This window comes from Salipiger pentaromativorans (assembly GCF_024721115.1).
In the GTDB taxonomy this organism is placed as follows: Bacteria; Pseudomonadota; Alphaproteobacteria; order Rhodobacterales; family Rhodobacteraceae; genus Salipiger; species Salipiger pentaromativorans.
The window spans coordinates 21,685-34,227 of record NZ_JAMDHK010000010.1 but is presented as its reverse complement, the minus strand read 5'-3'; the positions used below and the strand labels follow the sequence as shown (position 1 = coordinate 34,227).

Below are 12,543 nucleotides of genomic sequence, written 5' to 3'. Positions count from 1 at the left end.
CAGAAGGCTGTTTCAAATCCAGGCATGGAAAAATCGAAGAGCCGCTCTCTCCGCCCGGACGGACAAATTCGATTGCGCAGAACGGCTCGACTGGGGCGATCCCGTTACCGACGTCCTGACCCTAGAATGGCGTTGCACGGAGAAAGAAAACCTGTTCCCTTAAGGCCATAGATGCCAGCCAATTTGGTTAGCGTGTTTGGATGTATCCGTAATTCCGTAGGGGAGTTCTTATGCCTGTCGTTTCCATCTCAACCGCCTTCGCCACCGAAGGCGACGCTCTCTATTTCACCGTCACTCTGGATGAAGCCGCCTTCGATGTCGTCACGGTGAATTACCAGACCGTTCTGGGTACGGCCAACAACAGCGATCTGTATTACGCTATCACCAATAGCAATAACCGCGGCACGCTGACGTTCGCGCCCGGCGAAACCTCGAAGACGCTGACCGTCTACACCCGTAGCGATTCCGATGACGAGCGCGACGAGAATATCATGCTGCGCCTGTCGGGCCTGTCCGAAAATGCCAGCTTCGCCAGCGGCGAGGACATCGAGCGCGCCATGGGAATCATTCTCGACAACGACGGGCAGGGCAGCAATCTGGCGTTGCTGGTTTCGGATGCCGAGCTCGTCGAGGGCGACGGTGGCACCAAATATGCGGAATTCGATCTGGTGTTGTCGCGGCCAGCCGATGAAAGTTTCAGCGTCAGCTACCGCACCCGCGATATTTCCGCCACCGCCGGCGAGGATTACGCGGAATGGAACGGCAGCGCGCGCTTTGCCGTGGGCGACCAGATCAAGACGGTGCGCGTGCCGGTCTATGGCGATAATCTTGCGGAAGTGACGGAAAGCTTCGCGCTTGTCGTGACCGATCCCGGCAGCCCCAACCTGCCGGTGGAGGGCCTGGTCGGCGAGGCAGTGATCCGCGACGACGACACGCAACCGCAGCCGGTGGTGTCGATCTCCGCTGCCAAGGCGGTCGAGGGCGAGGGGCTGGTCTATACCGTCACCCTCTCCGAGCCGACTTTCGATGCGGTGACCATGACCTATCGCGCGGTGCCCGGTACGGCTTCGGACGGCGATCTCTACTACAGCCCGACCTCCAGCTACAACTGGAACACGCTGACCTTCGCGCCCGGCGAGACCTCGAGGACGGTGACCATCTACACCGAAAGAGACAGCACCGACGAACGCGACGAAAGCGTGGTGCTCCACCTGTCCGGCCTGACCGAAAACGCGAGCTTTGCGGGTGGCGAGGAGGTCCTGTCCGGCACCGGCATCATTCTCGACAACGATGGCACCGGCAGCGATCTTGCACTTCTGGTGTCGGATGTGCGGCTGGTCGAGGGCGACAGCGGCACCAAGGAAGCGGTGTTTGAAATCCGCCTGTCGCAGCCCGCTCCGACGGCGTTCAGCGTCGGCTACCGCACCCGCGACATCTCGGCTACGGCGGGTGAGGATTATGAGGAGACCGTGGGCAGCCTGTCCTTTGCCGAGGGCGAGGAGGTCAAGGTCGTGCGGGTGCCGGTCTATGGCGACACCGTCGCCGAGATGACCGAAAGTTTTGCGCTTGTCATTGATGAACCCACGGGGCTCAGCGTCGCGACGACGGGCCTGGCCGGTGAGGCGACCATTGCCGACGACGACAATACCCCGGGCCCTGTGGTCTCGGTTTCGGTGGCCAGGGCGACCGAGGGCGAAGCGCTGATCTATACCGTGACGCTTTCCGAGCCCGCCGGGGACGAGGTGGCGCTGAGATATCAGAGCTTTGCGGGCACTGCGGACGAAGCCGACCTCGACTACGACTTCGAATCCGACCGCAATATCAACACCCTGAGCTTTGCGCCGGGCCAGATCTCGAAAACAATCATTGTCTACACCGAAAGAGATAGCACCGACGAGCGCGATGAAAGCATCGGGCTGCGGCTCTACAATCTTACCGAGAACGCCAGCTTTGCCGGGGGGGAGGACCAGCTCTTCACCAACGGTGTAATCCTCGACAACGATGGCGTTGGCGGGAACATGACGCTGCTGGTCTCGGGCGCGACTCTGCTCGAGGGCGACGACGGCACCAAGGAGGCAGTGTTCGAACTGCGCCTGTCGCAACCGGCGTCGGAAGCGATCCTGCTCACCTACAGCACCCGCGACATCACGGCCAAGGCCGGCGAGGATTACGAGGCAGCGGTCGGCACGGTCAGCTTCGCGGTCGGGGAAGAGGTCAAGGTCGTGCGCGTGCCGGTCTATGGCGACACCGAGGTCGAGTTCACGGAACGCTTCGGCCTGCGGGTCGATGCCTCTGCCGTGCCCTATCTGGGGATCGAGAATGTCGAGGCCGAGGCGGTGATCCGCGACGACGACACCACGCCGAACCCGGTGATCACCGTCAGCCCGGCCACGGCCACCGAGGGCGACGCCCTGCTGTTCACGCTGACGCTGTCTGAACCGTCGGACGATGCCGTGACGGTGGATTACAAGCCGCTGGTCGGCACGGCGGACGAAAACGACCTCTATTACAGCCTGACGTCGCGCAACAACACCGGGACGCTGACCTTCGAACCCGGGCAGACCTCGAAGACGGTGATCATCCACTCCGAAAGAGACAGCATCGACGAACGCGACGAGGTCTTCTTCATGGAGTTCTCCAACGTCATCGGCGCCAGCCTTGCCGACGGGGCGCCCTCGGTCTCGGTCAGCGGTACGATCCTCGACGATGACGGGGTCGGGCTGAACCGTACCGCCACCGTCCAGCCCATGGTGCTGCGCGAGCATGGCGTCGCTTCCTTCATCTACGAGATCCCGGTGGAGCTTTCGACACCCGCCAGCGCACCGCTGAGCTTCAACGTCGAGGCCATCGACCAGACCGCGCTGGCGGGGCTGGACTATCGGCTCTTGGACACCCGCCTGAACTTTGCCGAGGGCCAGAGCGTCGCGACGATCACCATCGAGGTGCTGGGGGACTCCAGCATCGAGACGACCGAGGCCTTTACCCTCTCGCTCGAACCGGTGGCGGGCACGCCCTATGCGGGCTCGATCGCCGATACCGTGATCTACATCCGCCCCGGGCCGCTGCTGCCCAGCCCGCAGGATGACGTTCTGGTGGGCACCGTCGGCGATGATCTGATCGACCTGCTGGCCGGCAGCGACCATTATCGCGGGCTCGAGGGCAACGACACCGCCTTCGGCAACCATGGGGCCGATACGATCATCGGCGGTGCCGGCTCCGATCGTCTGAACGGCGGTCCCGGCGCGGATCTGCTCATCGGCGGCGAGGTCGAGGATGTCAGCACCACCGCGGGGGCACAGGTCTATCGGCTCTATCAGGCGACGCTCGACCGTCTGCCCGACACGCAGGGGTATGACAACTGGTCGGCGCGGATCGACAGCGGCGAGATGACTCTGCTCCAGGTAATCGGGGGCTTCGTCAACAGCCCCGAGTTCCAGTCGACCTACGGCGCGCTGAACAACCGGGCCTTTGTCGAGCTGCTCTATCTCAACGTGCTCGGGCGCGAGGCGGATGCCACGGGCCTTGCCAACTGGACGGCGCGGCTCGACAGCGGCACGTCGCGCGAGCAGGTCGTGCTCGGTTTCGCCCAGAGTGCCGAGTTCATCGACAATACCAACGAACCCGCCAGCGCCTATGTCGCGGCCGGTGTCGCGGCGACCTATGCCGATGACGTCTTCCGGATCTATCAGGCGACGCTCGACCGGGCGCCGGACCTCAACGGCCTGATGAACTGGTCTGCAAGGCTGGGTGAGGGCACCGAAATCCTCACGGTGATCTCGGGCTTTGTGAACAGCACCGAATTCCAGAGTGTGTATGGCAATGTCAGCAACACCGGTTTTGTCACGCTGCTTTACAACAATGTGCTGGGCCGCGATCCCGATGCCAACGGGCTGGCGAACTGGACGCAGCGCCTCGAGGACGGGATGAGCCGCGAGGCGGTCGTGCTCGGCTTTGCCGCCAGCGCGGAGTTCATCGCCAAGACCGAAACCGCGTTCATGACCTATATGCGCGCCACCGAGGGCGACAGTTTCCGCGGCGGTCCAGACAACGATCTGATCTATGGCGGGATGCTGGCGGACGAGTTTGCCTTTGACGTATCGGACAAGGGACGCGATCGGGTTCTGGAACTCGATGCCTGGGATACGCTGAGTTTCAGCGGCTTCGGCTATGCCGACGCGGACGACGCACGGTCGCACATGACCGAAGTGGGAAAGGACCTGGTGTTCGCGGATCAGGGCGTCTCGGTCGTCTTCATGCGTGCGGATCTGGAGACCGTTGCAAACATGGAGATTCTCGTCTGACGAGAGTTTCAGGCATCGCGGCGACAGACTCACTTGTCAGCGTTGACGGTCGATGTCGTTGCTCGGCGCGTTCAGGGACAGCAGAAGGGGCGGCCATGGCCGCCCCTTCGTGAATGAGACGGCCCGAGACTGGATGCCATCAGGTCCACGCGGCATCGCGGTGTTCGGATCCAAACTTCGGAAAGGTGGGGGCCGGACTTCTGACCCGCCGGGATATGTGGTTGCTCTTCGCAACCGGGGCAGGATGCTGACGCGGGATTGCGACACGGATCAAGCCGTGGCGCGATTGGCGTCTGGAAAGGGCGACCGGCGTTTTCGGCGATGCCTTTCCCCCATGTCCTCCCGACGCAGCGGCTGGCATGTCCGAGAACGGTGCCTCCGTCACCAAAGACGCCTGGAGGGTGGCGGTCGCGCGGCCCCTGACGTGCCGAGGATCGGGAACGGCGACGCTCAAAAGCGCCGCGTGACCCCGATCAGGATGCGCTGGTTGTCGTAGCTGTAAAGCGTGTTGGTCGAGCGCTGCTTTTCCACCCCGAGTTCCAGCACCGGGGCAAAGCCGCCCACGGCCCAGTCGCGATGGGTCAGCTTCAGATCAATGTTCTGCCGGTGATCCGAGCGCGTGATGCCCAAAAGACTGTCCGGACCGTCGCGCTCCTGCCGGCTGAAGGTCATCGTCAGATCCGCCAGAAGCCCGCCGCGAAACGCATAGCGCGCGCCCAGCGTGATCGCGCCCGTATCGCCGGCTTCGGACGCAAGGACGTCGTCGGTGCGTTCGAGTTGCAGCCCGAAGCTCAGTTGCAGCCGCTGGCTCGCGATATGGGTCAGCGAGGCGGCGAGAACGCTGCGGGTGGTCCCGGAGGCGGTGCGCCGCTCGTAGTCGATCTGCTCGCGGAGGAGGGTAAACGACAGGTTGGTGCGGGCCCTGGAATCCAGCGCGCGGCCCCAGTTCAGATAAAGCCCGCGTGAGCTGGAGTAGGGCTTTGAGTCGATCCAGCGCTGCCCCAGGATCAGCCCGCCACCGAACCGGCGGCGGTGATCGCCGAATTGCAGAAACCCCAGCTCGGCGCGGGCCTGGATGTCGTCGGGCGCGCCGCCGTCGTAAAGCCGGGCGTCGAGGCTTGCGCCGAACCGCAGGCGCAGATCCTCGCCGAGCTTCGGCAGGGCGGCAAGGCCGAACGCAAGCTCGACGCCCTTGGCGGGTTGGGCGCGCGACGCGGATTTCAGGCGGAAGGGCAGATCGCCGATGACGACCGTCTCGGCAGCGGTGCGCCGCGCGGCATTGCTTTCGGGGGTGTAGGCAAAGCGGAAACTGCCCTCCCAGTTCTTGGCGCGGTCGATCCGGTCGATGCGCCGGTCCACCTCCTGCGCCAGATCGCCGGACAGGTTGGCCCCGCGTGCGAGCGCGTAGTGATAGCGGGCGCGTTCCGTCTGGCCTGCGCTCTCCAGCGCGGCGGCAAGTTCGAGACGGACGCTGGCGTTGGCCGGGGCCAGCGACACCAGTCTTTCCAGATGGGGCAGCGCGGCGCGCGGCCGCCCGGCGCGCACATGGGCCATGGCCAGCGCCCAGAGCCTGCGTGCCTCGGCCTCCGGCTGGGGTTGCGCGCCCATGGATTCAAGCGCCGCGATGGCCTCGCCATAGGCTCCGGCATTGACCTGCGCTTCGGCACGGGCCATCGCATCGGTCCCCTGTGCCCCTGCCTTGTGAGACAGGGGCAGGGTGCCGAGAACGATCCCGGAGACAAAGATCAAGGCGGCGCGGCGAAGCGTTTCGCCGCGCCGCGCCGTCCAGGACATCATTTGGCTTCGATGTAGTACTGACCGGCGATGGCGCCGTCGAAGATCGCCGGGTTCGCCGAGTTCGGAAGCTTGTAGCCGCCGACCACCGGCCCAAGCGCGGCCTTGCCCTTGTCGCCAAAGAAGGCGCCGCCAAGGGTGATCAGCGTGTCCGCCGTGACGCCGCCCTGGGTCAGATCGCCGGTCAGCGTGACGCTGAGTCCGCCGATCTGGGTCGCGGGCACGTTGATGCCGTTGATGACCATCGCGGGGTTCACCGTCCGGTTGATGGTGCCGCCAAAGCTGTTGTCCACCGTCAGGGTGCCGTTGATCGTACCGGTCTCGCCGGTGACCAGCGTCCCGGTAAAGTTCGACGCGGTGCCGGTGAACGGGTTCGTCGTCTGGCCGTCGGTCCAGTCGACATTGAGGTCCAGATCCCCCTCGACCTGGGCCACGACATTGTTGGCGTCGGTCACATCCGCGCGCATCTTGCCGGAATAGGCCGCCTGGATCGAGGTCGGCATGTTCGACGTCGGCGCCATGGCGCTCACACGGTCGAAATTTTGCTGGAAGTTCATCGCGGAGCCCGAACCGGAGCCGCCGCTGCCGGCGCCGGCCCCCTGGCCGTTTCCGCCGCCGCCGCTGCCGCTGTTGCCCAGGCACCCGGCCACAGCGGTGGCGAGCGCCAGCGCCAGGCCGGCGCGCGCAAGAACGTGAATACGCATCTGTCTGATCCCCTTAAAAAATGACAGTGCCCGTCGATATGAAGGCCAAAAAGGGGCCTGTCTCCCCCCCGTTCAGGGGTATGCAGGTGATCCAACCTCCTCTAAGCAGGGGGAACATTTCAGGTTTTGCCAAAACCATCCGTCTTTCACCGGTCGCCATGAAGCAGGCTTATTCTCACCTCTCCCCGGTCTCGGTCGCCCTGTCGGTGCTGATCGCCGGTCTCGTGGCGGCGGCGCTGGTGCTCTGGCTCGCCCATCGTCAGCCATGGCTCGGGCTAACCCTCGAACCGGGGTTGTCAGACGGGGTGACGGTCCGGGCGGTGCATCCGCGAGGCAGTGCCGCAGGGCGGATCGCGCCCGGTACGGAACTGCTGGCGCTGCGCGCCGGAACCGCGCCGGGCGATACGGCGCTGGCGCTGTCCTCCGAAGACCTGATCGAAGAGCCCGATGCGCTGCCCGGTCCCGACATCATGCGCGCCTTCCTCCGGCGCCAGGCCGCAATTCACGCGCTTCTGCAAAGCGGGCCCGTCGTGGCGACGGCGCGGCCCCCGGACGGGGGGGCAGCGGTCGAGGTGACGCTTGTTCCGCAGCCGTCGCGGCCTTTGTCGGACCTGCCCGGCGCCTTTTGGCTTCAGATCGGCGTCGGGCTCGTCGGGATGGTTCTCGGCGGCTGGGTGATGGCGCTGCGGCCCGGCGACCGCGCGGTACGCTGCTTTGGTCTGGCCGGGGCCGGGCTGATGACCTCGGCCTATGCCGCGGCCCTCTACAGCACCCGCGAGCTGGCGCTTGGAGCGGTGCTTTTCCCGCTGGCCTCGAAGGTCAATTTCCTCGGGACCCTGCTGTTCGGCATCGGCATGGTCAACCTGTTCCTGATCTACCCGGCGCGGATCGCCGGACGGGTGGTGCTCTGGGTCGTGGCGGCATTTTTGTCGAGCTTCATTCTGGCGGTCTTTCTCGACTGGCCCGATGCGCTGCTCGACCGGCAGCTTCCCGTCGCGCTGGCCATGCTGGCGCTGCTCGGGGCGATCCTGGTGCAGGTGGTGAAGGCGCGGGGCAACCCAACCACCCGGGCCATGCTGGGATGGTTCGGACTCTCGGTGCTGCTGGGGGCAGGGGGCTTTGGCCTGACGGTCACCCTGCCGCTGCTCATGGGGCTGCCGCCCGTTCTGTCGCAAGGCCATGCCTTTTTGTTCTTCCTGGTGATTTTCGCCGGGCTCGCCATGGGGATCGCGCGCTACAGGCTGTTCGATCTGGCCGACTGGTCGTTCCGCATTCTCTTCTATCTCGGCGGCGTGGTCCTGCTGCTGGCGCTGGACGCGGCGCTGACGCTGCTTCTGGCGCTCGACCGCGCCCCGGCGCTCGGCCTGTCGCTGGCGCTTGTGGGGCTGGTCTATCTGCCGCTGCGCGACCTTGTGGCCCGCTGGCTGCGGAACGAGCGGGGCCTGTCCCGCGAGGAGCTGTTCTCGCTGATGGAAGAGGTGACGCTGGCCGCGGACGCGCCAGGCCGCGACGCGGCATTGACGCGGCTGCTGCAACGGCTGTTCGACCCGCTGCGCATCGAGCAGGGCAGGCCGGTCAGCGGCCTCACCCGGCTGAGCCAGGGCGGCGAGATACTGGAGATGCCACTGCCCTACGACCTGCCCGGCGTGCGGCTGCATTGGGCGCGGCAGGGCAGGCGGCTGTTCAGCTCGCGCGACGAGCGTCTGGCGCGCAGCGTGACCGGCATGCTGGAACGTTCGGTCGCCCGCCAGCGGAGCCATGACGCGGCCATCGAGACCGAGCGGCAGCGCATCAATCGCGACATGCACGACAATATCGGGGTGCAGCTTCTGGGCGCGCTGCATTCCAGCGAAACCGAGCGCAAGGACATGCTGATCCGGCAGACTCTTTCGGATCTGCGCCAGATCATTTCGAACCCGGTGCAGGGGACAGTCGGTCTGGCGCGGCTGCTGGGCGATCTGCGCCGCGAGATCGGCGATCATCTCGAAGCGGCGGGGGTCGAGCTCGACTGGCGGGACGGCGGGCTGTCGCGGGCGGAGGACGGTGCTGACGAGCTGCCGCCGCAGCTGGTACAGACGCTGCGCGCGCTGCTGCGCGAGAGCGCGGGCAATATCCTGCGCCATTCCGGCGCCGGCCATGCCGCGGTCACGCTTGCCCGGGTGGCGGGGCCGTCGGGCGAGTGGCTCGAGATCCGCATCGCCGATGACGGGACGGGGCATTCGGCGGCCGGGACGGGCGGGGGCAACGGGCTCGCGAACCTGCGGTTCCGGATCGAGGGCTGCGGCGGCACGCTCCGGATCGCCTCCGGCCCCGATGGCACCCGGATCGACGCGGCGCTGCCGCTGGTCTGCGACGGGGCCGGCGGGGCGACGGCAGCGGGAGGCGCTGGCTGATGCGGATCCTGATTGTCGAGGATATTTCCGAGACCCGGCGCTGGCTGGCAGAGATCGCCGCCGAGGTCTTTCCCGATGCGCAGATCGACACCGCCGATACGTTGCGCCGGGCCCGGATGCTGCTGCCGAACGCGCCCGATCTGGCACTGATCGACCTGGGTCTGCCCGACGGGTCGGGGCTGGATCTGCTGCGGCAGCTACGCGATGCGCAAAGCCCCACGGTCTGTGTGGTCACCACCGTGATGGGCGACGACGCAAGCGTCGTCGGCGCGCTGTCGGCGGGGGCGCAGGGCTATCTGCTCAAGGAGAACCCGGCCACCCTTCTGATCCACCAGCTCCGGCAGATCCACATGGGTCTGCCCGCGCTGTCACCGTCGATCGCGCGGCGCATCATGGAGCATTTCAGCCTGACCGGGCCGAACGCCACCGCCGGGCAGGATCTGACCGAGCGCGAGACCGAGGTGCTTGCCCTGATCGCGCGGGGCCTGCGCAACAGCGAGGTCGGTCGCGAACTCGGCCTCGCGAACACCACCGTCGCGAGCTACATCAAGTCCATCTACCGCAAGCTCGGCATCTCGTCGCGGGCCGAAGCCTCGTGGCACGCCACGCGAATGGGGCTCAATTCCGGCGGTCAGGGACCACACAGCCGCTAGACGCAAGGGCTAGGCGTGCAGTCCGACCAGCCGCGACAGCAGGATCATGGTGTAGAGCGTGCCACCGATGTCTTTTCTCTACGCGCGCAGACGTCATCTTCCGCAACGCCTGAAAGTCTTCATGGACTGGCTGGCCAAGCTCTTGCGCAGTGAAGGGGTCGTGGAAACGCCCGACCGGATTTGACGGCGGGCGTCGCAACCTCACCGGCGCCGGACGCTCGCAGCGAGCGTCCGGTCGGCTTCATGTCATGGGCCGTCTGCTTGCCTCGATAGATTGGCCGTCCACCGGCGACATCTTCGCGATCTCCTCGCCATGCACGCAAGAACAGCCACCGTCCTCGAGCGCAATCACCCTCCTGTGGGCGTCAAAGCGGGTCCCGGCATCCTGCGCCGGGTCGCTCTTCAGCCAGAGTCCGAACCGGGCAGGCACGTAGCCGGCACAGGGCAGGAAGCTCTGTTCTGCGGTCCGGCTGGAATGCGGTCTCACACCTCTTTGTCTGGCGCGGCTTCGAAATAGAACCGTGCCGGGCGCATGGTGTCGAGCGCCGCCTCGGATGTGCCGTCGAGGATCTCGGCGGCGGCGATCTCTGCCCAGACCGGACCCCAACCGATGCCGCCATGGGAAACGGCGGAGTAATAGCGCGGCAGCCAGGGAAGCCGGCCGATGACTGGCCCGCCCTGGGGCATCGCCCTGATGCCCACGCGGTGCGCCGCGGGTGACACCCCGGCAAGTGCGGGCACGCTTTGCGCGACATCGGCCAGCATCGCCGTGCCGTCGTGGCCGTTGTTGCCGTGCCGGGCGGTCAGCCCTGCGCCGCGCCAGTGGACGGCGGTGCCGAACGCGCGATCCGGCCGGATCAGCCAGCGGGCGCCGTTCACCACATGACGCGGCAGGCCGGTGCGTCCGCCGCCGCCGTAGAGCATCACGCCGGGCACGAGCGCGACCGGAATCGCGAGCCCCGCCATGGCAGCGATATGGGTCGCCTGAGCGCCGCCGGCATTGACCACGAGATCGGCTTCGATCCGGCTGCCATCGGCAAGACCGACCGTGGCAGCACCCGGCCCCCCGATCGCAAGCGCCACCACGTCGTGGCCCAGCCGCAAGCTGCCGCCGCTCAGGCGGAAGACCCGCAGCAACTGCCCGATCATCGCCGGAGCATCGATCCAGCCCGAGCGCAGCTCGAAGGCGACGCGCTCGGCGTCGGGCAGGGCGAGCTCTGGTGCAACGTCGCGCAGATCCGCCGCGCCCAGGATCTCGATCTGCGCGCCCTGCTCGCGGCAGCGCGCCACGGCATCGTCGAACTCAGGCACCGCGCCTTGCGTCGTCAGCGTGCCGCACCAATCGAGCCAGTCGCCGCCGATCTCTTCGGCCAGCCGGTCGAAATGCGCCTTCACCGAACGCCGCAGGCGTCGCCGCGCCTCGGCCTCGGGCCAGCTAAGCTGCGGAAAAGAAGACAGCCAGGAGAAGGAGGCGCCGCTGGTCCCCGAGCCCGGCGCGCGCCCGTCGATCAGCACGACTTCGGCACCGCGCTCGGCCAGCCGGTAGGCGATATTCGCGCCGATGGCCCCGGCGCCGATGACCGCAACCTTCATCGCGGTGCCCGGAAGATCCCGGGTGTCAGGCCGCGGACGGAAGCGCAGCCCAGATGCCCGAGCGTCGTCCAGAACTCATCCTTCAGCAGCTCCAGCACGCGACGGACCCCGGCTTCGCCATCGGCGGCAAGCCCGAGCGCGCAGGTGCGGCCCAGTGCGACCGCATCGGCGCCAAGCGCCAGGGCGGTGGCGATGTCGCTGCCACGCCTTATGCCGCTGTCGAAGACAATCGGCACATCGGGCCCGGCCTCGGCCCGCACCTCGGCGAGCGTGGTGATCGCGGCGGGCTCGCGGTCGATGGTGCGGCCGCCGTAGTTGGAGACATAGAGCCCATGCGCCCCGGCCTTCAGCGCGGCGCGCGCATCGGCACGGCTGGTCACGCCTTTGACGAGGCAGGGCAAGGGGGCCGCGCCGATCACCCGCGCCGCCTGCTCCCAGCTCCAGCGCGGTTCGGTGAAATCGAGCAGTTCGCGCAGCATCGCCGGGTCGGATTTTCCGGGACCGAAATTCGACGGCGCCCCCGCGCCGGGCATGGAAAAGCGATCCTCCATCATGCGCTCGCGCCACTGGCGGATCGGCGAATAGGTGACGCAGATATAGCGATAGCCCGCGTCTTTGGCCCGGTGCATCATGTCGATCACATGGTTTTCCCTGCCGCAGAAGGTCATCTGAAAGACCAGCGCGGCGGGAGAGGCGGCGCGCACCTCCTCCAGTGTATGTCCGGCGGCGACGGGCACCATCTGGCGGATGCCGGCGGCATGGGCGGCGCGGCCCACGGCGAGCATGCCGTCGGGGTGAAACAGCGTCTCGCCGCCGCCGAAGGGTGCGGTGAGGGCGGGGAAGGACAGCGCTTCGCCGAGAAAACTTGTGCTGGTGTCGGGATTGGCGACCCCGGCAAAGAGCGGCACCTCGTAGAGATAGCCGTCGAAGGCCGACACATTGGTACGGGCGGTGACCTCGTCGCCTGTGCCGCAATGCAGGTAGTTCCAGACCGTCTCCGACAGCGCCCGCCGCGCCGCCACGCGGATGCCGCGCATCGAGGCGTATTTCCGGGATGTGGCATAGCGGTCGTCACGACGGATCTCGTCTTGCTCGGTCATCGTGG

Annotated in this window: 7 protein-coding genes; 3 read left to right on the top strand and 4 right to left on the bottom strand. The window is 66.7% G+C overall.

The window, feature by feature from the left end; genetic code table 11:
* Positions 1-230: 230 nt before the first annotated feature.
* Complete coding sequence (locus tag M4578_RS15140; protein ID WP_258094132.1) at positions 231-4,301, top strand: Calx-beta domain-containing protein; 4,071 nt, start codon at positions 231-233, stop codon at positions 4,299-4,301.
* A 450-nt stretch (positions 4,302-4,751) separates the two neighbouring features.
* Here the strand turns inward: M4578_RS15140 and M4578_RS15135 are convergent, their stop codons facing one another.
* Both M4578_RS15135 and M4578_RS15130 read right to left on the bottom strand, forming a co-directional pair.
* Positions 4,752-5,975, bottom strand: a complete 1,224-nt coding sequence (locus M4578_RS15135; RefSeq protein ID WP_258094131.1) for a surface lipoprotein assembly modifier — start codon at positions 5,973-5,975, stop codon at positions 4,752-4,754.
* A 119-nt stretch (positions 5,976-6,094) separates the two neighbouring features.
* Positions 6,095-6,799: a hypothetical protein gene (locus M4578_RS15130; RefSeq protein ID WP_258094130.1), complete on the bottom strand. Its 705-nt coding sequence runs from the start codon at positions 6,797-6,799 to the stop codon at positions 6,095-6,097.
* 158 nt (positions 6,800-6,957) lie between these two features.
* Here M4578_RS15130 and M4578_RS15125 point away from each other — a divergent pair, with 158 nt between their 5' ends.
* Together M4578_RS15125 and M4578_RS15120 are read left to right on the top strand one after the other, a co-directional pair.
* Positions 6,958-9,192, top strand: a complete 2,235-nt coding sequence (locus tag M4578_RS15125; RefSeq protein ID WP_258094129.1) for a sensor histidine kinase — start codon at positions 6,958-6,960, stop codon at positions 9,190-9,192.
* Positions 9,192-9,845: a response regulator transcription factor gene (locus M4578_RS15120; RefSeq protein WP_258094128.1), complete on the top strand. Its 654-nt coding sequence runs from the start codon at positions 9,192-9,194 to the stop codon at positions 9,843-9,845. The genes M4578_RS15125 and M4578_RS15120 overlap by 1 nt, the downstream gene beginning before the upstream one ends.
* A 483-nt stretch (positions 9,846-10,328) precedes the next feature.
* Here M4578_RS15120 and M4578_RS15115 read toward each other — a convergent pair whose 3' ends face one another.
* Together M4578_RS15115 and M4578_RS15110 are read right to left on the bottom strand one after the other, a co-directional pair.
* Positions 10,329-11,438 (bottom strand): NAD(P)/FAD-dependent oxidoreductase, encoded by a 1,110-nt coding sequence (locus M4578_RS15115; RefSeq protein WP_258094127.1) that lies wholly within the window; start codon positions 11,436-11,438, stop codon positions 10,329-10,331.
* Positions 11,435-12,538 carry an alpha-hydroxy acid oxidase gene (locus M4578_RS15110; RefSeq protein WP_258094126.1) on the bottom strand — a complete coding sequence of 368 codons (1,104 nt, stop codon included), beginning with the start codon at positions 12,536-12,538 and terminating at the stop codon, positions 11,435-11,437. The genes M4578_RS15115 and M4578_RS15110 overlap by 4 nt, the downstream gene beginning before the upstream one ends.
* Between the last annotated feature and the right edge of the window lie 5 nt (positions 12,539-12,543).